Source organism: Litchfieldia alkalitelluris, from assembly GCF_002019645.1.
Lineage (GTDB): Bacteria > Bacillota > Bacilli > Bacillales > Bacillaceae_L > Litchfieldia > Litchfieldia alkalitelluris.
The window spans coordinates 2,551,126-2,572,474 of record NZ_KV917374.1; the positions used below are offsets into that span (position 1 = coordinate 2,551,126).

Consider the following 21,349-nt stretch of genomic DNA (forward strand, 5'->3'; position numbering starts at 1 on the left):
TATTCACACTGTTGAGATGAAAATACCTTTTCATTGTGGAAGGTGTGCGAATAATTAAATTTAACTGGAGTCTGTGTTAAAATATTAAAATCTACACAAAAAATGATATCTCTTTGATAAGAGTTAATACTAAAGGAGTTTAGACATCATGAAAAAAATAGGATTAATAGTCGTGCTACTTTCAATTATTTTAGCCGCTTGTTCTCAAACAGAGGATGAAGTAAAACTAGTGGGAGAGCCTAGTGTCGATACTAATACATCGGATACTGTTAAAGTTGATGAATTTAGCTCAGTGATTGAAAAGGGAGAATTCTATAAGGAGAATGATTCTGAGGTTATTAATCATATCCATGGAGCTGGGTTTATTGCAGGAAGCGATGCGCTTTTTGTAGCCACACATCATGGGTTAAAAGCTTTTTTGGATGGTAAATGGTATGAAACAATATCGGACAAGCATGATTATATGGGATTTCAGCCAACAAATGACGGTTTTTTTGCAAGTGGTCATCCTGAGGAGGGTTCTAAGCTTTCGAATCCATTTGGATTGATTAAAAGTCAGGATTATGGACAAACACTGGAGCAACTTGCGTTTTATGGCGAATCTGATTTTCATTATTTAGCAGCTGGTTACAACAGTCATGTAGTTTACGTTATTAATGAACATGAGAATTCCACATTAGATCGTGGTTTATTTTACTCTCTTGATCAAGGGCAATCTTGGGAAAAAAGTAAAATAAGCGGTATTCCAAATGCAGGTATTTCAAACATTGCTGCACATTTGACCGAAGCTTCTACTATTGCAATAGGAACTGAGGTTGGGCTTTATCTTTCAAAAAACAATGGTGATGTATTTGAGTTATTTTCAGAAGAAGTTAATGTTACAGCATTAGCTTTCACTGATACTGAAGTTTATTTTAGCACCGCTGAAAATGAACTGATTAAACAGTCGTTAAATACCAATGAAAATGAGAGCATAGAACTCCCTTCTTTTGAAAATGGAGATATGGTAATGTATATTGCTATTTCACCAAACAATAGGGATGAGCTTGTTATTGTCACATCAAAATCAAATATATATAGAACAACAGACCATGGTAATCAATGGGATCAATTGTAAAAAGGATGCGAGCTACTATAAAAGATAGCTCGCATTTTTTCATGACAATGTTTCTACGAACAATGTGTCCTTTAATTCCTCTGTTTTTGTGTCAAAGGTAAAGGTGATATACACTCCAAATTCCCGGTCTCCTTGTTTTAGCCATAGTTTGAAGCGTTCGATGGTTGTTCCATCTTTTTTGTCTTCTCTCCATACATGTTGGTAATCCTTAATGTCTGCCATTGGGTATCGTTTTTGAGTTTCTTGCATCGCTAATCGGCCCCATTTTGCGTATTTAGGGGGTGCTGCTTCTACTTGTGAAAAGTTGAATAGTGCGACGAATAATATAACAAATGTGATTGTTTTTTTCATTAGTTTTAACACCTCTATTGTATCTTTTGTAAAAATTCCCTGTTTTATTCGAATTATGAAAATTTATCCATTTTTATACTTGGAATGATTCTTTTAGGATTCGTACATATTAAAAACAGCGATATTTTATAGGAGGACAACCATGAAACAGTCAAAATTTTTAATCATTATGTTATGTATTTCAATTGCCATGTTAACTGCATGTGGTGGTAAAGATAAGGCTAAGGAAGAAGAGAAAACGGAAGAACCTAAAACAGCAAAGGTACAACAAACCGAAGAAAAAATTGTGAAATTAGGTTCTTTAGGATTTACTGTTGAGGAATTTCAAACAAACTGGAACAATGCACAGTCTGAAATGGAAGAGTCTGGGGAGTACCAAATTGAAAACCTTAATGTTGAAAATGGTGAATTTAAAACAAATGTAGCAAATGGATTAATTCTTGAAGGACTTGTTAATGAAGGAACAAACGAAGTAGCAAGGGTTAATTTAGTTAAAAAGTATGAAGAGGTTAATGGCATCGAAGATTCGCTGAATCAATATGAAGATACGATTGCTGCGTTTTTCTTGTTAGTAGCAGCTACAAATAAAGACCAAAAGGTTCAAGAGCCGGAGATAAGCAAATTAATGAGTACTCTTGGGCTGGTAAATGACAAAGATGAACCGATTGATGGGAAGTCGAATTTAAATAATGTTGGTTATACAGCAAAAGATACAGAGCGTGGTTTGGTTATAACAGCTACTGAAAAAGAAGCGAAATAATTTGACCTAAGGGAGACTCTAAATGTCTCCCTTAATTTGTTGATATAGGGATAGCATAAAAATAGGTGGTTTTATTTTCAGATGGGACAATGAATGTAAGAGTTTCACCTTGAGTATTGCTTGGTTGATGCTTTGTATCAATCTTTGTTATTTGATAATTGAAGCTACCATAAGGTAAGTTAACAATCAATACATCTCCAACTTTTAGGTTTCTAGCTCTTTTTATGAGAGAGTTTTGATTAACTGTTAAGGTAATTTCGCCTCCTTGTGAAGGATAGGGGGAATATGACGAAATGCTAACACCTTTTTTTAGGTCCATAGCGTCTTCTTCAATAATCGCTAACTCAGAAGAAAGAGATGGAAGTACTAGGACACCTACTGTATTGTTTTTTGTACGGATGAACTTTTCGAAGGTCATGGGTTGATTTAAAACAGTATACCCTTTAGCAAGTGTATGCTCTCCGGTGGAAAAGGCTTTTTGGGATCCACAGCCTAAGAGAAGAATGACAGAAATGATTAATAGTAAAGTGATAATAGAGTTTTTCATGGAAATATCGTCCTTATTAGTTGATGTGTTCATTATATTGAACGATTGTGTTCTTTTAAAGTTACGAATGACTATGTAATTTGAAGGAATATAGAGAATTCAGAAGAAAAAAGTTCTTTTTAAAGAATAAATGGCTAATTTTGAGGTTTTTCATTTGATCGTTAGGGAGGCTATACTGGAGTGAGTGGTAGTTCTTTAATAAGAACGTTGAGATTTAAAGTATAATCTATTAGCTTTTTGTATAAAATTTTATAAAGTAGGGAATTCTATACGAATTTCTTAACTACTTTAGAGCATTGCGGTGATATATGAGATGAAAATTATTCTCCATTATTTGGCTCTTCTTAACCTACTAGACGGATTTTTTACATATTATGGCCTACGGAACAAATATATTACAGAAGCAAATCCATTTATGAACTTTCTGTATGAAGTGAACCCATTGATGTTTCTGTTTGTGAAAGTATTATTATCAGCATTACTATACTTAATCCTCTATCATATCTCATCGATAAAATCAGCCTGGATCAAAGGATTATCGTTATTTGCATCTGTGTGCTACACCTTCATTTTTTTACTACATAGCTTTTGGATTCTACAAATCGGATAATAAGGGGAGAGGGAAGATGTACAAAAAGCTTTGTGATCGTTGCTATCAGCTTTCTTTTAGTAGCTCGGAATTTGGGGAGTGGCTATGTCCATCGTGTAATAAAGATATCACGAAAGGGAAGTTGTATGAGGCGACGGAGAAGATTGTTAGGCCTTATACTCAATTTAAATCATTTACGAAATCAGATGTTGCTACTAAACCTACTAAAATCGATACAAAAGTATAAAAATATAACACTTTAGACCTATGTAGAACACATCCTATATAGGTTTTTTTATATATTTTTCTAAATAAAGAACAAAGTGCTTTAAATTCATAAAATATAATACTATAATAAGGTTGTGTTGTTCTTTATAAAGAATTAACTGTTTTTATATAAACAACTTTATTGGAGGAGTGGTTTATGCAGGTTGAAAGGAGAAGCACCCCATGAATGGAACAGTCATAAGAGAATTGAGAGAAGATAAGGGAATTTCCCTAAACAAGCTATCCAAGTTGTCAGGCGTATCAAAATCATACTTAAGCATTATCGAACGAGGGAAGCAAAGTAACCCAAGTATCTCGGTGCTTGAACGAATTGCTGAGGCATTAGAAACAGAGGTCGATGTGATTCTACTACAAGCAAAAGAAAAAGAAAAAGTAGATGATAAGATTATATCACTGGCAAAACAAATAAAAACTTCAGAACTTAGTGATGAAAACATTAAGATGTTTCGGGATTTTTTGGACATACTTCGAAAAAATTAAATACTAACTGAGAAAATGCGTTTTGCTTTGGTGGAATGCATTTTTTATTTGTAAGTGTCGCTTGTACCTTTGAAAAGAAGTCAGTAAAAAAGAAAATGACCCCCACAAAAGGTGTCAAAGGATTTAATTATATATATGTATAGGGTGATTTACGCTTTGTTATGACCTTTCAGTAAAAATGATTGAACATCCTCAACACTTAATCCTAGATTTTTCGCTTCTAATATAAGGGCGATCCACTCTACATCTAATCCTTTTTCCACTTCTTTAACCACATTGTTCAATCGAATTCCTCCCATTTTTCCAGGAAATCCAGCCATCATAGTTATGTAACCTTAGATCTGTGATTTTGCGTCCCGTCTTTTCAGGCGGTTTGCCCTTATATTACTGGTGTTCAATATATAAAACCTTTGTACTAATCGATAGGAATAATATATTATAAATGTTTAGAAAACTTTGTAGAAACCTGCATAAGTTTCCGACATTTTTTTCCAACCTATAAGTAGTTGAACACCTTGTATAGGTATTTATACCAGTAATGTTTAAGTGATCTGTACGAATATTAAGATTATTTATGATTTTATAGGAGAATTTTGTAAAAAAATAGCGAAAAGAAATAATATAATATATTGAACACTTCATGTTGAACAACATCAAAATTAAACATTACGTGAAAAAGTAGCTCCAAGATGAAGAAATTGGTTTGTTGTTTTATAATGAAGAGATATGAGACAAGCTATTATTATAGGAGTGATATGATGAGTGATTTACAAAGAACAATTATTGAAGCCCTGAAGGTTCAACCAACGATTGATTCAGATGAAGAAATTCGTCGTAGTATTGATTTTCTTAAAGATTATATGAAAAAATATTCTTTTTTAGAAACGTTTGTATTAGGACTTTCACTTGGCCAGGATTCAACTCTAACAGGAAAGTTAGCACAATTAGCAGTCAATGAGTTAAATGAAGAAAAGGGTGAAAAGAAATATCGTTTTATAGGTGTTCGCTTACCATATGGTCTACAAGGTGATGAACATGATGCTGACGCAGTATTGTCTTTTATTGAACCAGATGAGGTTATTACAGTGAATGTGAAGCCATCGGTGGATGCAAGTATTAAATCATTGAATGACGCAGGAATAGAATTGACAGATTTCTTAAAAGGAAATGAAAAAGCAAGAGAACGTATGAAGGTTCAATATAGCATTGCAGCGGCACGAAGAGGAGTAGTACTTGGTACAGACCACTCTGCTGAAGCGGTAACTGGTTTTTACACGAAGTTTGGTGATGGTGCTGCTGACTTAGTACCTATCTTCCGTTTAAACAAACGTCAAGGGAAAATGTTGCTTAAGGAACTAGAAGCACCTGAACAGCTTTATTTAAAAACACCAACAGCTGATTTAGAGGATGACCGTCCAGGGCTTCCAGACGAAGTGGCGCTCGGGATTACATATGATGAGATTGATGATTATTTAGAAGGAAAGCAGATTAAGGCTGAGAGTCAGAAGAAGTTGGAAGAGACTTACTTGAAGACTGAGCATAAGCGTCAAGGACCGATTACGGTGTTTGATGAGTGGTGGAAGTAATTGATAAGAGTAGTCCTAATGGATTGCTCTTTTCGCATTATTGAAAACGCACACACTCGTTTGTTTCGGATAAAGAACAAAATATTTCGAATTAAGTTGAATAATTAGGAAAATAGGAGTATTATAAAAATATACAGTTTGTTCGTTTTAAAGAATTTGTAGTCAACTAAAGAGATGTAATTCAAAATAGGCTATTGGCCTAAAGGTCCACCTTCAATTTGGATTTAAGAATTATACATCATTTAGACATGATATGGTTTATTGGAGGGATCTTACTTGTCAGAGATATTGGGCAAGCGTATAAAAAAATTGAGAACTACAAAAGGCATGACATTAAAGGAGTTAGGTGAAGCAATAGACTTTAATTATAGTAATCTCTCCAAAATAGAGAGAGGTCAGAGAAAACCTACTATTGAGGTATTGGAATGTTTAGCAAGTTACTTTAATATACATATTTCATACTTTTTTGGAGAAGAGAGAAATGTGGTGTCACATCAAAAATTAGATCCTGAATGGATTTTATTAACTGATGAAATGAAAAAGAAAAATATTACACCGAAAGAGTTGAAGGATATTGTAAATCACTTTACCCAAAATAAAAAATTAAGTAATTAATTGGGTTGACACGTTCTTTAAAAAGAACTAATATGAATTTAGGTTAAATTTTCCGAATTGAACAATTTTTCGTGGTACTCCATCAATGGAGTTTATTTTAGGAATGAGTGTTCTTTAAAAAGAATATGTTGTTCTCGGAAGGAAAAGGATCTAATAATCATAAAGCGGTGAATCTTATGGAAAAAGAAATCAGCTTAAAGAAAGTATTTACTCTTATTAAAAATCGGATTTGGATTCTATTACTATTCGGTTTATTGGCCGCAGTTGCTGGAGGTTTATATAGTCATTATACATATGTTCCAATTTATCAATCATCAACACATTCGCTTGTTAAAGCAGACGATAAAATGTTTAGTAACTTGACTGCTATGATTAAACAGCCTTTTCTATTAGAAAAAGTGATAACTAAAATGAATTACGAAGGTTCTGAAGCTGGTCTTGGCAGTAAGATTTCAATAAGCCAGAGTGGTCAGATGTTGATATTAAGTGTTATTGACACTAATCCAGAAAGAGCAGCGGTTATCGCAAATACTGTAACAGAAGTATTTATTGAAGAAAGTTCAAATAAAGAAAATTATGACTTTCATGACATTACCTTTTATACACCTGCAGAGGTAAGTCCGTGGCCAATCAATCCCGAAAGTAACAAGTTGGCAATAATTGGGTTTATCTTAGGCGTTGGTCTAGCTATTGGCTTGATTTTCTTGATGGATTCGCTAGATGATAGCACTAAAGGTACACGCGATACCGAAAAGTTGCTCGGAATACCTGTGTTAGGAAGAGTTTCAAAAATGACAAAAAGAAGTACGAATATGAAAGCAAAGAAGCAAAAAAGTTATAGTATGAGGGGGGAGTCGATTGGATCTTAACAATCTATTAAAGAAGTTTAATAAGAAACTAAATAGAACAAAGAATCTTATTAATGAAAATCCCTTAGTAACATTTTTACAGCCAACTTCAAAAATTTCTGAGGAGTTTCGAACCATTCGAACAAATATAAAGTTTTCTGAATTTGATCCAGATAAAAAGACGATACTAGTCACCTCACCTAATGGAGGGGAAGGGAAATCAGTAACTGTTGCAAATTTAGGTGTTTCAATGGCTCAACAGGGTCAGAGAGTACTAATTGTTGATGCAAACTTAAGACAGCCGTCATTACATTGTATCTTTAAAATGGATAACTCTCTTGGATTATCCTCTATCCTGACAGGGAAATCAGTGTTAGAAGGCACTGTGTCACAAACAGATATTAGTAAATTAGATATATTAACTAGTGGTCCAATTCCTAGCAATCCAGCTGAGCTGCTTGGTTCACATTCGATGAGAAAGCTTATGAACAAAGTCATCGAAAACTATGATGTTATTTTATTTGACTCACCACCTGTTCTCCAATTTGCAGATACTACTGTTATCGCAAATCAATGTGAGGGTGTCATACTCGTTTTGGAATATGGCCAAACAGAAAATGATGAAGCAGTTGAAGCTAAAAGAATACTTGAATTTGCGAATGCAAAAGTAGTTGGTGCTGTTATAAATAAGGCAAGCTAAAAAGCACTTTAACGTTCGTTATTAGAAACGTTCCTTATAGAGTTGGAGATGTCTTCTTTCCTTTATCAATGGAGGCACTCGATCATGCTGTGGGTTTAAAGACCTTAGACGCGATTGTTGTCAAGAGTGTGATGTGAGGTAGGGTTAGATGCCCTTTTAAATATTAAAGTATTTTGCTATGCATTTTTGTGAATGTATAGCTAAGCACTTTAATTAGTTAACAGAATAAATTTTTTAACTATTTGAAAGGAGGATTGAGTATGACATATCGACAACGATTATCTTTTTTACTATTTATTGATTCTTTTATTATATTAACGGCAATCTTCTTTAGTCGTTTTCTAGTAAGTGCTGACATACACGTAATTACATTATCAATGGTAGTAAGTGCTGCTTCACTATTTATTAGTCATCATTTCTTTTCATTTTTTTATAAGCTTTATAAGAAGGCGTGGGAATATGCGAGTATTGGTGAGCTCTTCATCATTTTTAAAGCAATTACCTTCTCAGTTATCACAACAGCAATCGTGCAGCAAATTGTTCTCCAGCACATTCATGTGCGTCTTCTAGCTATCACTTGGATGATTCATATGTTACTTATAGGTGGATCTCGTCTGGTTTGGAGAGTCTATAGAGATGCCTTCATAAAAAATCAGGATCAAAAGAAGAGAACTCTTATTATAGGGGCTGGGGCGGCTGGCACAATGGTTGCTAGACAACTTCTACATAATCATGAAACAGAGTTGTTGCCGGTTGCATTTATTGATGATAGCGCACGAAAACAAAAACTCGATATTTTAGGTATACCAGTAGTAGGTACAGTGAGTGAAATCGCGAGACTTGTAAGTAAATATGAGATTGCTAATATCGTTATTGCCATTCCATCATTAAGTAAAAGGGAATTAAATCGAATTTTTCAAGAATGTGCTAAAACGAATGCAAAAACCAAAATACTACCTATGCTTGAAGATCTTGTTACAGGAAAGGTATCAGTAAACCAATTCAGGGATGTTCAAGTCGAAGACTTACTTGGACGCGAGCCTATTGAATTAGATATTACGAGTATATCAGAATATGTAACAGATAAAACAGTTTTAGTTACAGGAGCAGGTGGGTCGATAGGTTCGGAGATTTGTAGGCAGATTTCAAACTTTAGTCCTAAAAAGCTGATCCTACTAGGTCATGGAGAAAATAGTATTTATTCAATCGAAATGGAATTAAAAGAAACCTATCGAAACTCAGATATTGAGTTTATAACCGAAATCGCTGATTTACAGGATGCTAAGAAAATGATGAGTGTAATGAGTACCTATCATCCTGATGTTGTGTACCATGCCGCAGCACATAAGCATGTCCCATTAATGGAACGTAATCCAGAAGAAGCAGTAAAAAACAACATCTTTGGAACGGTTAATGTTGCAAAAGCTGCAAGCTGGCATGGAGTTGGAACATTTGTAATGATTTCAACGGATAAAGCTGTGAATCCAACGAGTGTCATGGGAGCAACTAAAAGACTTGCTGAAATGATGATTCAGAATATGGACAAAAATAGTAAAACCAGATTTGTGGCCGTTCGATTCGGGAATGTTTTAGGCAGTCGTGGAAGCGTCATTCCTCTTTTCAAAAAACAAATTGAAAAAGGTGGTCCAGTTACTGTTACACACCCTGATATGGTTCGTTACTTTATGACTATCCCTGAAGCATCTAAGCTTGTGATTCAAGCCGGTGCTCTTGCGAAGGGTGGCGAAATCTTCGTTCTAGATATGGGTGATCCAGTGAAAATTGACGATTTAGCAAGAAATCTTATTAAACTTTCTGGTAATTCAATTGAAGAAATCGGAATTGAATATACAGGCATGAGACCTGGTGAGAAATTATTTGAAGAATTATTAAAGCATGACGAAGTACATGAACAACAGATTTATCCAAAGATCTATATAGGTAAAACATCTCACTTATATATAGAAGAGATTGAAGAGATTCTTTCAAGTTTTTCTACCTATGATAAAGGCAAGTTAAGACTGAGACTTCTAGAGTTGGCAAACAGACAAACTAGAACATCTAATTTAATTTCAGTTTCTGGATAAGGAGTGTCTTAATTGAAAGTTAAAAAAGCAATTATACCAGCAGCTGGTCTTGGAACACGTTTCCTGCCAGTTACTGATACCTTAATAGAATTTGATAAAGAATTAACGAAATGAGTCCGCTTATATGAAAAAAATCCTATTTTGCGCTACTGTTGACTATCATTTTAAAGCCTTTCATTTACCGTATTTAAAATGGTTTAAAGAACAAGGTTGGGAAGTTCATGTTGCTGCAAGTGGTGAACTAACCTTACCGTATGTGGATAAAAAATATAATATTTCTATAGAACGATCACCTCTAAGTCTGAAGAATATAGGTGCTTACAACGAGTTTAAAAAGGTTATTAACAACAATGAGTATCAAATTATCCATTGTCACACACCAATGGGCGGTATTATTTCTAGACTTGCTGCGCGAACTACAAGGAAGAAAGGTACAAAAGTGATTTATACAGCTCATGGTTTTCACTTTTGTAAAGGCGCTCCACTTCTGAATTGGTTGATTTATTATCCGATTGAAAAAGTAATGGCAAAACATACGGATTGTTTAATCACAATTAATGAAGAGGATTACACCATTGCAAAACGTAAGTTTAGGGCTGGTCAAATCAAACATGTACATGGAGTTGGAGTTGATATAGATAAATTCAAGCCTATTAATGAATTAGAAAAATCAGAACGGAAAATTTCCTATGGATTTAAACCTGGAGATTTTTTATTATTTTATGCAGCTGAATTTAATAAAAATAAAAATCAACAATTGCTAATTAAGGCTTTGGGACATTTAAAGGAGAGCCTTCCAAATGTGAAACTTATTTTATGTGGTGAGGGAGCTTTGAAGGAAGAATGTGAAAAATTAGCCCAAAGCCTTGGTATCCAACATATGGTTCATTTCCTTGGATATCGAAAAGATATTGATCAACTTCTTCCAATGTGTGATGTAGCTGTCGCATCTAGTTTAAGAGAAGGATTACCAGTTAATATCATGGAATCGATGGCGTGTGGGTTGCCCGTTGTTGCTACAAAGAATAGAGGACATAATGAATTAATTACTCACCAAAAAAATGGATTTCTTGTGGAACCCAATGATATAAATTCTTTTGCAAACCACATTATCGATCTTTATAACAAGAGAGACCTCTTATTGAGTATGAAATTAAATAGTATCAATAAAGTCAAGTTATTTACTGTGTATCGTGTTAGTTTAGAGCTTATCTCAATTTATGAATCATACATGCTGGAGGATATGCATGAAACCACTAGTAAGCATAATCGTGCCTATATATAATGTCGAAAAATATATAAGTAGGTGTTTTAGTAGCTTGATGTCACAAACATTAAAAGATATCGAGATTATCGCTGTAAATGACGGTTCTACTGATCGAAGTTTAAGTATTCTAAAAATTTTAGCAGAAAAGGATCGACGAATTAAAATCATTGACAAAAATAATGGTGGTGTTTCTTCAGCTCGTAACGAAGGTTTAAGAAATGCTTCTGGTGCTTATATTGGTTTTGTTGATCCTGATGACTGGGTTGACAGTAGAATGTATGAGAGTTTATCTCAAATAGCTGAAGAAGAAAAAGCAGATATCGTAATGTGCTCTTATATTAGAGAATTCGGTACTCATTCTAAGGAAAAAGATTTTAACCTACCGGAAAAAGTGACATTCAATAATGAAGAAGTTAAAAGTAAAATATTAAGACGTTTAGTTGGTCCAATAAATGAAGAAATTGCGAAACCAGAGTTTTTGGATGCATGGGGGACTGTTTGGTCAAAAATTTATAAATCTGAAATTATACAAAACAATCACCTTACATTTAAGGATCTTCAGGAAATTGGTAGTAATGAAGATTCATTATTTAATATTGAGGCTGTGTATCATGCCAAATCTTTTGTGTTTGTTAATGAACCGTTTTATCACTATTGGAGAGCGAATAACCAGTCAGAAACATCAGGGTATAAACCTAATTTAATGGATAAGTGGTTTATGCTTTATCAATATATAGAAAATTTTTTAGACCAACATCGATTGGAAAAAGAATTCTATGTAGCTTTAAATAATCGAATTTGTATAAATACTCTTGGACTTGGTTTGAATACAATAAGTCAGCACAACAAATCTTCTACAAGAATAAAAATGAAAAAAATTGAAGAGTTTCTTAATAATCAAAGAATAAAAGGATCGTTTAAACAATTCGATTTATCTAGATTTTCGATAGTTTGGAGGATATTTTTTTATTTAGCCAAAGTTCGGTCCGTAGTTGGATTTTATTTTACGCTGATTGGGATTGAAACATTACGAAAAACACTAAGGTAGGAGGTGTGAAAAATGAAACCATTAAGGATTCTTCAGGTTGTAACTATTATGAATCGTGGTGGACTTGAAACTATGTTGATGAATTATTATCGTCAATTAGATAGAGATAAAATTCAGTTTGATTTTATGGTACACCGAAATGAAGAAGGTCATTATGATAAAGAAATTTTAGAATTGGGCGGAAGAATTTATCAAATGCCCCAAATCAGACCTGGTAACTATCGGAGATACTTTAAAGTGTTAGATAAATTTTTTTTAGAGCACAAAGAATACCAGGTAGTGCATTCTCACATTAATGAAAATAGTAGTTTTGTACTAAGAGCTGCAAAAAAAGCTGGAATTCCTGGAAGAATTGCCCATAGTCATTTAAGTGATTTAGGTATAGATAAGAAGTTACCTTTTCGATTATATGCGAGATTTCATATGAAAGATAATCCAACTAGCTATTTTGCGTGCTCCAAGAATGCCGGACAATGGTTATTTGGTAAAAAAGTTACTAATTCTAATTTAACAGTTCTTAATAATGCTGTGAATGTCAAAGATTTTACATTTAACGAAAAAGCAAGAGATAAATTGAGGGAAGAATTTGGGTTAAATAATAAGCTGGTTATTGGTCATGTAGGTAGGTTCAATAAACAAAAAAATCACGATTTTTTAATTGATATATTTAAGGAGATTAAAGAAAAAAATTCTAATGCTGTTCTTCTTTTAATCGGTGAGGGACTGCTAAAAGAAAATATTAAAATTAAAGTAAAAAAACTAAATTTAGATAAAGATGTAAGATTTCTCGGAGTAAGAAATGACATTCCTGAATTAATGCAAGCAATGGATGTATTTTTGTTTCCGTCCCTTTTTGAAGGATTACCAGTTGTATTGGTTGAAGCACAAGCAGCAGGGTTAAGGTGTGTAGCCTCTAATACTATTACTAGTGATTCTGATGTTACAGGTAGGGTTCAATATATATGCCTAGAAGATCCACCACAAGTTTGGGCAGATGAGATTCTATCCGGCTCTTTTGAGCATGTTGATACTTCAAAAGATTTAAGAAAAAGTGGGTATGATTCCAGATATATGGTTAAATGGTTGATTGAATACTACTCGCACTTTTACCAAGTAGCAAATTAACGGAGGTGATAATTTGAATCCCATTTTAACTATATTTACACCAACATATAATCGAGCTTACACTCTGCACTTAGGCTATGAAAGTTTAAAGCGACAAACCTGCAAAGACTTTATTTGGCTGATCATTGATGATGGTTCAACTGATGAAACTAAGCAATTAGTCGAAGAGTGGATTGAGGAAAATATAATCTCAATCCGCTACCATTACCAGGAAAATCAAGGGATGCATGGAGCGCATAATACTGCTTATAAATTAATTTATACAGAGCTTAATGTTTGTATTGATTCAGATGACTATATGCCAGATGATGCTGTAGAAAAGGTTGTTACCTTCTGGAACGAATATGGAAATGGAGATGTTGCCGGAATTGTTGGTCTAGATGCTAATCCTGAAGGCGAAATCATTGGGACTAGATTTCCTGAAACTGTATCAAAATCAACACTTTCTGAGTTATATGGAAAATATAAGGTCAAAGGGGATAAGAAACTTGTGTACAGAAGTGGAATTACTGCAAAAGTTCCACCTTATCCAATCTTCCCTGGAGAAAAGTATTGTCCTCTAAGTTACAAGTATATTTTAATTGACCAAGAATGTCCTTTACTTGTTTTAAATGATGTGTTATGCCATGTAGAGTATTTACCAGATGGATCTAGTATGAATATGATTCATCAATATCGAAAAAATCCTAGGGGATTCTCATTTTTTAGAAAAGTTGCTATGAAGTATGCACCTAATCATAAAAATCGAATTAGAGAATGCATACACTATGTCTCAAGTAATTTAATGATAGGGAATAGTAAATTTTTAAAAGATTCTCCATGTAAAGTGTCAACAATCTTCGCTATACCTTTAGGTATAATATTATATATATATATTATAAATAAAGCCAAGGAAACTATTCGTAATTGAAAGGATTAGTAAAATGACCGTTTTATGGCTGAATTTATCCTGTGTGTACCTTTTTTCTTTTTTTTCAAGATACTTTACAAATGAAGGTAAAAATCAAATAGAATATGTTAAGCCAAATAAGTTACTTGTATCATTAGTTATTTTATCATTAGTCTTAGTTTCCGGTCTTCGCAGAAACATAGGAGATACACACGCATACATGCAATCTTATAAAAATATGAATTTCACCTGGGATAATATCGATTTTAAGGGTGACTTTGGTTTTAATATATTTCAAATGTATCTTCAACAAATTTCGACCAACCCGCAAACACTGGTTTTTGTTACTGCATTAATCACAAACCTTTTCATAATTGTTATCCTTTATAAATATTCTAGAGTTTTTGAACTGAGTTGTTATGTATACATAACTTCTGGCTTTTATTTAGTATCAATGAATGGAATAAGGCAATTTTTTGCAGCCTCATTAATATTTCTAGGGACAAAATTCATTTTGAATGGGGACTGGAAAAAGTATATATTGCTTGTCTTGTTTGCGTCAACGTTTCACAAAAGTGCTTTATTACTAATTCCTATATATTTCGTTGTAAGAAGAAGGGCTTGGACAAAGGTTACTATATTGATATTAACTTCAGCGATATTTATTGTATTAGGATTTAATAAATTTATGAATATTTTGTTTACATTGATTGAGGACACTCAATATAGTCAATACAGTTCATTTGATGGAGGTGGAGCAAGTTTTATGAGAGTAATTGTAAATGCTGTACCCCTATTAGTAGCGTATATAGGAAGAGGTAGGTTGAGAGAAATTCACCCAAAAAGTGATTATATTGTGAATATTTGTATTGTTAGTTTGCTATTCACAATTATTGCTACACAGAATTGGATCTTTACTAGATTTAATATCTATCTTGGACTGTATAATTTGATTTTAATAGGTTGGGTAGTAAATTTATTCAAAATGAAGGACCAAAAATTAATTTACTTCGGAATAATATGTTGTTACCTAGTCTTCTTTGTGTATGAACACATCCTTAGTCTTAATATAATTTACAAGAGTAATTACATTAGCTTATAAAAAAAATTTGGAGCATATATATGAGTATCTTTGAAAAAGTGTCTGAACAAGAATTCAGAAAAATTTTATGGGAAACTTATAAAATTGGTGAAGAAACTAGTAATATAGAGTTGTTTGATATAATTGAAATAATTAAAATAAAGATGCTAATAGTGTCACATTCAAGTAAAGAGTAACCTTGTTTTACAAAATATGGGGGGATAAAGTAATATGAAACGAATTCATGATATCAATATAGCTATAATTATTCTAATTTTATTTAGCCCAGTTATATTAATTATTTCTTTACTAGTTAGATACAAAATAGGTTCTCCAATTATTTTTAAGCAGAAAAGAGCAGGATTAAATAATAAACCATTCTATTTATTTAAATTTCGAACAATGACTGATGAAAAAGATAAAAATGATGTTCTTTTACCTGATTATCTAAGGCTAACCACATTCGGTGAATTCTTAAGAAAATATAGCTTAGATGAAATCATACAATTAGTAAATGTTATAAAGGGTGATCTTAGCCTAGTTGGTCCGCGACCGTTATTAATTGAATATCTTCCTTTATATAATGAAGAACAAGCAAAGCGTCATAGTGTGCGTCCAGGTATAACTGGTTGGGCACAAGTGAATGGAAGAAACGCCATCAGTTGGGAAGAAAAGTTTAAGCTAGATGTTTGGTACGTAGAGAATCATTCAATATTACTTGATCTCAAGATTCTAATTATGACTATTAAAAAAGTAATTAAATCAGATGGGATTAATCAACTGGGAAATGCAACAATGGAAAAATTTAAAGGAACAAAATCTTTAGCAAAAGAGGGCCGAGAATGAACATTGGGATTATTGGTCAAGGCGGTCATAGTAAAGTTATTAAGGATATTATAATTCAGAGTAATGAGTATGAAATACGGTATATCTTTGACGATAAATTTGATAGTGTTATGGAAAATGGCAAGGTAATTTATGGCCCAATTTCCCTTGTTTCGAAAATCTTACCTCATGAGAAAATAAAGTTCATCATTGCTATTGGAGATAATGAGAAACGAAAAATAATTTCAAATAGGTTAAAACTTTCTGATTCCTCATATATTACTTTGAAACATCATGCTGCCGTTATTAGTCCAAGTGCCAAAATAGGGGCCGGATCAGTAGTGATGGCTAACTCAGTTATTAACGCCGATAGTTGTATTGGAAAACACTGCATTATTAATTCAAGTTCTACAATTGAACATGACAACAGTATCTTGGATTTTGTACATGTTTCTCCAGGTGTTACCTTATCGGGTACAGTAAGATTGGATGAAGGAGTACATGTCGGAGCAGGTGCCACAATTATACCAGGAGTAAGGGTAGGAAATTGGACAAAAATAGGAGCTGGCGCTACTGTTATTAATGATATACCTAGTTACTGTACTGCTATAGGGGTCCCGGCAAAAGTTAAAGTAAAAGAGGGTGCTTAAATTGTTAGGAGTTGAGCCTAAAAGAAGAATTTATCTATCACCACCACACATGAGTGGGAGAGAATTAAAGTATATTCATGATGCATTTGAAACTAATTGGATCGCTCCTCTAGGACCGAATGTGGATGCATTTGAAAATGAAGTAGCAAAATATGTTGGAGCCAATGAAGCTGTGGCTGTTAGTTCAGGAACTGCAGCGATTCATTTGGCTCTTTCTTTATTAAATGTAAAAAAAGAAGATTATGTTTTTTGTTCTAGTCTTACATTTGTTGCTAGTGCAAATCCCATATTATATCAGAAGGCTATTCCAGTATTTATAGATTCGGAGCCTGAATCCTGGAATATGTCCCCGGTTGCATTAGAAAAGGCTCTCGTTGATTCAGCTTACCAAGGGAAGTTACCAAAAGCTGTTATTGTTGTGAATTTATATGGTCAAAGTGCAAAGATGGATGAAATTATTAAAATTTGTCAGCAGTATAATGTTCCTATTATCGAAGACGCAGCCGAATCACTTGGTTCTACTTATAAAGAAAAAGCTAGTGGAACATTTGGGGATTTTGGTATTTTTTCATTTAATGGAAACAAGATTATTACTACTTCCGGTGGAGGAATGCTTGTTTCAAATAATCGTGAAGTGTTAACTAAAGCTAGATTTCTAGCTACACAATCAAGAGATATTGCTCCTTATTACCAACATAGTAAGATAGGGTACAATTATAGACTGAGCAATATATTGGCAGGTGTTGGTAGAGGACAATTAGAGGTCCTTAATGAAAGAGTCCTTAGAAGAAGAGAAGTTTTTAGGGTTTATAAGCAAGAACTGGGTAAGCTTCCCGGTGTTATCTTTATGCCAGAGTTAGACAATAGTTACTCAAACCGATGGCTAACAGCATTAAAAATCGATGAAACAATAGCGGGAGTCACCAGTCAAGAAGTTATCAATTTCTTGGATGGAGAAAATATTGAAGCAAGACATGTTTGGAAACCACTTCATATGCAACCATTATTTAAAGATACAAAATATTATAAGCATAACGAACAAGATATTTCAAAATCATTATTCGAATTAGGCATTTGTCTTCCTTCTGGGTCAAGTTTGACAGAGGAGGAACAAGAACGAGTAATTTTAGGAATCAAGGATGTAATGAAGATTAAGGTATGACTCGAAAGGTGATTAAGAATGAAAGAAAATAGAAATAAAATTCCTAAGATAATTCACTACTGTTGGTTTGGGGAAAAAGATAAACCAGGCATCGTGAAAAAATGCATTGAGTCTTGGAATAAATATTTAATAGATTATGAAATTATCGAATGGAATGAAGACAATTTTGATATTTCGAGTATTCCATATGTAAATCAAGCATATCAATCAAAAAAGTTCGCATTTGTTAGTGATTACGTAAGAGTCTATGCTTTATACAATTATGGAGGGATTTACCTTGATACAGATGTTGAGGTTTTCAAGTCGTTTGATAATCTCTTACATCACGATTCATTTTGGGGATTTGAACAAGAAAATTATATTGCAACTAGTACAATAGGTGCTACTAGAGAAAACACAATCATAAAATCATTTTTGGAATCTTATAAAAACAAAGATTTCAAACTCGGAGATGGATCATTTAATGAAACGACAAATGTAGCTTTTATCACAAAAATGCTTGAAGAGATGGGGCTAGTAAGAGATGGTAGCTATCAGAAAATCAATGATAATGACTGTATTTACCCGCAGACACACTTCTCTCCATATGATTATATTAATTGTAGAGTCCTAAAAACCTGTCAGACATATACAATTCATCACTTTTATAAGAGTTGGTTACCATTTAGGACTCGTGTGAAAACAGTAATAAAGCTAATTGTTGCAAAAATTATTGGGGGTGAAAACATATTAAGAATTCGAAGATTATTATTGAAATAGTGGAGGAATTAGTATGGAATTAAATGTTGTTTATTCTAGTGATGATCATTATGCCCAGCATGTAGGAGTATCGATGGTATCACTTTTTGAAAATAATAGGGACTTTACTAATATTAATGTATATCTCATTGACAATGGAATTTCAGAATTGAATAAACAAAGACTAAAGATTATTGAAAAAACCTATAAGAGGAAGGTTATATTTAAAAACTTTAATGAAGTATCCCATAAACTCTTTATAAAAAACAACTGGAATATTGCTTTAAACGCATATGCAAGGCTGTTTTTACCCAGTTTAATTGGTAAAAATGTTGATAAAATCCTGTATTTTGACTCCGATTCTATTATTAATGGTTCATTACAAGAACTTTGGAACATTAATATCAACAATTATTATGTTGCAGGAGTACTGGATACCGTAAGTGATAGTACAAAGACTAAAGTCTTTGTAAATAAAAATCAGAACTATTTAAACTCTGGAATGCTATTGATTAACTTGAGAAAGTGGAGAGAAGAGAGTATAGAGATTGAATTTATTAAATTTATCAGGCATTTTAATGGTAATGTATTTCACCATGACCAAGGTACGATAAACGGAGTACTAAGAGAAAAAATGTTAGTTCTACATCCCAAATACAATTCCATGACAACATTTTATACAATGACAAGAAAGCATATAATGAAATACTACAATTTAGGGACCTACTACAGTGAAAATGAACTACAGGAAGCTAAAATCAGCCCAATTTTCATTCATTTTACCCCTGCATTTGTCAATCGTCCTTGGATTAAAGGAAACAAACATCCATTGAAAACATTATATAAATTTCATCTTGAAAAAACACCATGGAAAGGCATGGAGTATTTTGATGATAATAGAAGAAAAGTTGAAAAAATGGTTGCTTTTCTATTTAATTATTTCCCTTTCCAACTTGCAAACTCAATTACTAAGACAGTTTTTAAATAAGTAAGAGGAGAAATTGTATGAAAAAAAAGGTTTTGGTTAGTATGTATTCACTACATATTGGTGGCGCAGAAAGGAGTTTAATAGGATTATTAGAAGCTTTTGACCCTAGTGAGTACGAAGTGGATCTTTTTCTATACCGCCATGAAGGAGAATTTTTGGACTATATTCCCAAGTATATTAATTTATTACCACAAGTTAAAGAATACACGACTTTTGAAAGGCCTATAAAAACAATATTGAAAGAAGGACATCTAATTCTTACTAGTGCAAGAGTTTTAGCAAAAGTTAAGGCAGCTAGATATAACAAAGGACTTAAAAATGAACAGCGAACCTATAAACAAATGCAGTATACTTGGTGTTATTCAATACCATTTTTACCGAAACTCAAGAAGGAATATGATGTTGCTCTTAGTTTTCTGGGGCCCCACTACTTTATTCTTGAAAAGGTAAAAGCAAAAGTTAAAATTGGCTGGGTGCATACTGATTATTCAACAGTCGTATATCCAGATAGACAGCTAGATGAAAAAATGTGGAATAATTTGGACTATATTGTTAATGTGTCGAAAGATTGTGAGAATTCATTTCTGAAAGTTTTCCCACGATTAAAGAAGAAATGCATAATCATAGAGAATATAATATCTCCTGCTTTTGTTAGAAGACAAGCAAATCAGAAAATAGAAGAAACCGAAATTTATAATGACTCAACTATAAAAATTTGTTCAGTTGGCCGATTTTCACATCAAAAAGGTTTTGATTTAGCTGTTAAAGCATGCAACAGTTTAGTGAAATTAGGCTATAACATAAAATGGTATATTGTAGGTTATGGAGTAGAAGAAGAAACAGTAAGGAAATTAATCAAGGAATACCAGTTAGAAGATAGATTTATTTTACTTGGTAAAAGAATAAACCCATATCCCTATATCAATGATTGTGATATTTACTGTCAACCTTCCAGATATGAGGGTAAGGCTGTTACTGTTAGAGAAGCTCAAATACTAGGTAAAGCAGTATTAATTACACAATATCCAACAGCAACTAGTCAGATCGTGAATAAAGTAGATGGATTGATAACACCTTTAGGTGTAGATGGAATTGTTAATGGTTTAATAGATCTTATAGAAGATAAGGACTTATATTTATCTATTATTAAGAATACAAGAGATAGAGAGTACGGGAATACCTTAGAAATAAATAAAATCTATGAACTAATAAACAAAATAAACATAATTAATAGTGAAAATAATAAAGAGGTTATATGAGAGTTGGTTTTTGATGGAAAGTAAAGTGAGTATTATTGTCCCTATTTATAACGTGGAAAAATATCTAGCTAGATGTATTGAAAGTATTTTAAATCAAACATATAAGAATATCGAAATCATTTTAGTTGATGATGGCTCGCCGGATAATTGTGGGGAAATTGTGGATGAATACCAAAGGTTTGATTCTAGAATAGTGGCAATACATAAAAAAAACGGTGGGTTATCTGATGCTAGAAATGTAGGAATGGTTTCTGCGACTGGTGAATACATTTTTTTGTTGACAGTGATGATTGGATTGACAGAAGGACTATCGAACATCTCATTAACTTAACCATAAAATTTAACGTTG

The 21,349-nt window shown here is 32.9% G+C and carries 25 protein-coding genes and 1 riboswitch; of the genes, 22 read left to right on the forward strand and 3 right to left on the reverse strand.

Translation table 11 applies throughout. The annotated features are described in order from the left end of the window. Positions 1 to 148 precede the first annotated feature (148 nt). On the forward strand, positions 149 to 1,117 hold the full coding sequence (locus tag BK579_RS11650; protein ID WP_078545718.1) for a F510_1955 family glycosylhydrolase: 969 nt from the start codon (positions 149 to 151) through the stop codon (positions 1,115 to 1,117). A gap of 39 nt (positions 1,118 to 1,156) precedes the next feature. On the opposite strand, the gene BK579_RS11655 is transcribed toward BK579_RS11650, so the two are convergent. Beyond that, positions 1,157 to 1,468, reverse strand: coding sequence for a DUF3889 domain-containing protein (locus BK579_RS11655; RefSeq protein WP_078545720.1), 312 nt, complete (start codon positions 1,466 to 1,468; stop codon positions 1,157 to 1,159). Between the two features lie 142 nt (positions 1,469 to 1,610). Here BK579_RS11655 and BK579_RS11660 point away from each other — a divergent pair, with 142 nt between their 5' ends. Continuing rightward, positions 1,611 to 2,228 (forward strand): hypothetical protein, encoded by a 618-nt coding sequence (locus BK579_RS11660; RefSeq protein ID WP_078545722.1) that lies wholly within the window; start codon positions 1,611 to 1,613, stop codon positions 2,226 to 2,228. A 31-nt stretch (positions 2,229 to 2,259) separates the two neighbouring features. Here the strand turns inward: BK579_RS11660 and BK579_RS11665 are convergent, their stop codons facing one another. After that, positions 2,260 to 2,775: a sortase family protein gene (locus tag BK579_RS11665; protein ID WP_078545724.1), complete on the reverse strand. Its 516-nt coding sequence runs from the start codon at positions 2,773 to 2,775 to the stop codon at positions 2,260 to 2,262. 313 nt (positions 2,776 to 3,088) lie between these two features. On the opposite strand from BK579_RS11665, the gene BK579_RS27045 reads away from it, so the two are divergent. The 3 genes from BK579_RS27045 (at position 3,089) to BK579_RS11675 (ending at position 4,132) form a co-directional block, all read left to right on the forward strand. Continuing rightward, on the forward strand, positions 3,089 to 3,385 hold the full coding sequence (locus tag BK579_RS27045) for a DUF5658 family protein (protein WP_407936245.1): 297 nt from the start codon (positions 3,089 to 3,091) through the stop codon (positions 3,383 to 3,385). A 16-nt stretch (positions 3,386 to 3,401) separates the two neighbouring features. Next, positions 3,402 to 3,611 carry a hypothetical protein gene (locus BK579_RS11670; protein ID WP_078545726.1) on the forward strand — a complete coding sequence of 70 codons (210 nt, stop codon included), beginning with the start codon at positions 3,402 to 3,404 and terminating at the stop codon, positions 3,609 to 3,611. 203 nt (positions 3,612 to 3,814) lie between these two features. Continuing rightward, positions 3,815 to 4,132, forward strand: coding sequence for a helix-turn-helix domain-containing protein (locus BK579_RS11675; RefSeq protein ID WP_078545728.1), 318 nt, complete (start codon positions 3,815 to 3,817; stop codon positions 4,130 to 4,132). 149 nt (positions 4,133 to 4,281) lie between these two features. Here the strand turns inward: BK579_RS11675 and BK579_RS11680 are convergent, their stop codons facing one another. Beyond that, the gene (locus BK579_RS11680; protein WP_328589309.1) at positions 4,282 to 4,407 is read right to left on the reverse strand and encodes an anti-repressor SinI family protein; all 126 of its coding nucleotides are present in this window, start codon (positions 4,405 to 4,407) and stop codon (positions 4,282 to 4,284) included. Between the two features lie 28 nt (positions 4,408 to 4,435). Further along, positions 4,436 to 4,520, reverse strand: a riboswitch (cyclic di-GMP riboswitch). A 370-nt stretch (positions 4,521 to 4,890) separates the two neighbouring features. On the opposite strand from BK579_RS11680, the gene nadE reads away from it, so the two are divergent. From nadE to BK579_RS26380, 17 genes are all read left to right on the forward strand, one after another. Next, positions 4,891 to 5,718, forward strand: coding sequence for an ammonia-dependent NAD(+) synthetase (gene nadE / locus BK579_RS11685; protein WP_078545730.1), 828 nt, complete (start codon positions 4,891 to 4,893; stop codon positions 5,716 to 5,718). Between the two features lie 276 nt (positions 5,719 to 5,994). Continuing rightward, positions 5,995 to 6,333: a helix-turn-helix domain-containing protein gene (locus tag BK579_RS11690; RefSeq protein ID WP_078545732.1), complete on the forward strand. Its 339-nt coding sequence runs from the start codon at positions 5,995 to 5,997 to the stop codon at positions 6,331 to 6,333. 176 nt (positions 6,334 to 6,509) lie between these two features. Then, complete coding sequence (locus BK579_RS11695) at positions 6,510 to 7,202, forward strand: YveK family protein (RefSeq protein WP_169891128.1); 693 nt, start codon at positions 6,510 to 6,512, stop codon at positions 7,200 to 7,202. Further along, a complete protein-coding gene (locus BK579_RS11700) occupies positions 7,192 to 7,881 on the forward strand; it encodes a CpsD/CapB family tyrosine-protein kinase (protein ID WP_078545736.1) in 690 nt (229 codons plus the stop codon). Before BK579_RS11695 ends, BK579_RS11700 begins: the two co-directional genes overlap by 11 nt. Positions 7,882 to 8,141: 260 nt before the next feature. Beyond that, a complete protein-coding gene (locus tag BK579_RS11705) occupies positions 8,142 to 9,968 on the forward strand; it encodes a polysaccharide biosynthesis protein (RefSeq protein ID WP_078545738.1) in 1,827 nt (608 codons plus the stop codon). A gap of 124 nt (positions 9,969 to 10,092) precedes the next feature. Continuing rightward, the gene (locus BK579_RS11710; RefSeq protein ID WP_078545740.1) at positions 10,093 to 11,253 is read left to right on the forward strand and encodes a glycosyltransferase family 4 protein; all 1,161 of its coding nucleotides are present in this window, start codon (positions 10,093 to 10,095) and stop codon (positions 11,251 to 11,253) included. Continuing rightward, positions 11,216 to 12,283, forward strand: coding sequence for a glycosyltransferase (locus tag BK579_RS11715; protein ID WP_078545742.1), 1,068 nt, complete (start codon positions 11,216 to 11,218; stop codon positions 12,281 to 12,283). Before BK579_RS11710 ends, BK579_RS11715 begins: the two co-directional genes overlap by 38 nt. A gap of 12 nt (positions 12,284 to 12,295) precedes the next feature. Then, positions 12,296 to 13,408, forward strand: coding sequence for a glycosyltransferase family 1 protein (locus tag BK579_RS11720; protein WP_078545744.1), 1,113 nt, complete (start codon positions 12,296 to 12,298; stop codon positions 13,406 to 13,408). Positions 13,409 to 13,421: 13 nt separating this feature from the next. Further along, positions 13,422 to 14,318 carry a glycosyltransferase family A protein gene (locus BK579_RS11725; RefSeq protein ID WP_078545746.1) on the forward strand — a complete coding sequence of 299 codons (897 nt, stop codon included), beginning with the start codon at positions 13,422 to 13,424 and terminating at the stop codon, positions 14,316 to 14,318. 13 nt (positions 14,319 to 14,331) lie between these two features. Beyond that, positions 14,332 to 15,399 (forward strand): EpsG family protein, encoded by a 1,068-nt coding sequence (locus BK579_RS11730; RefSeq protein WP_078545747.1) that lies wholly within the window; start codon positions 14,332 to 14,334, stop codon positions 15,397 to 15,399. Positions 15,400 to 15,609: 210 nt separating this feature from the next. Beyond that, the gene (locus BK579_RS11735; RefSeq protein ID WP_078545749.1) at positions 15,610 to 16,224 is read left to right on the forward strand and encodes a sugar transferase; all 615 of its coding nucleotides are present in this window, start codon (positions 15,610 to 15,612) and stop codon (positions 16,222 to 16,224) included. Beyond that, positions 16,221 to 16,853, forward strand: a complete 633-nt coding sequence (locus BK579_RS11740) for an acetyltransferase (RefSeq protein WP_078545751.1) — start codon at positions 16,221 to 16,223, stop codon at positions 16,851 to 16,853. The genes BK579_RS11735 and BK579_RS11740 overlap by 4 nt, the downstream gene beginning before the upstream one ends. A 1-nt stretch (position 16,854) precedes the next feature. Continuing rightward, on the forward strand, positions 16,855 to 18,015 hold the full coding sequence (locus BK579_RS11745; RefSeq protein WP_078545753.1) for a DegT/DnrJ/EryC1/StrS family aminotransferase: 1,161 nt from the start codon (positions 16,855 to 16,857) through the stop codon (positions 18,013 to 18,015). 18 nt (positions 18,016 to 18,033) lie between these two features. Further along, the gene (locus tag BK579_RS11750) at positions 18,034 to 18,774 is read left to right on the forward strand and encodes a glycosyltransferase family 32 protein (RefSeq protein ID WP_078545754.1); all 741 of its coding nucleotides are present in this window, start codon (positions 18,034 to 18,036) and stop codon (positions 18,772 to 18,774) included. 13 nt (positions 18,775 to 18,787) lie between these two features. Then, positions 18,788 to 19,741, forward strand: coding sequence for a glycosyltransferase family 8 protein (locus tag BK579_RS11755; RefSeq protein WP_078545756.1), 954 nt, complete (start codon positions 18,788 to 18,790; stop codon positions 19,739 to 19,741). Positions 19,742 to 19,758: 17 nt separating this feature from the next. Next, a complete protein-coding gene (locus tag BK579_RS11760; protein ID WP_078545758.1) occupies positions 19,759 to 21,000 on the forward strand; it encodes a glycosyltransferase in 1,242 nt (413 codons plus the stop codon). A gap of 13 nt (positions 21,001 to 21,013) precedes the next feature. Continuing rightward, positions 21,014 to 21,331, forward strand: coding sequence for a glycosyltransferase family 2 protein (locus tag BK579_RS26380; RefSeq protein ID WP_235848410.1), 318 nt, complete (start codon positions 21,014 to 21,016; stop codon positions 21,329 to 21,331). Positions 21,332 to 21,349: the final 18 nt, after the last annotated feature.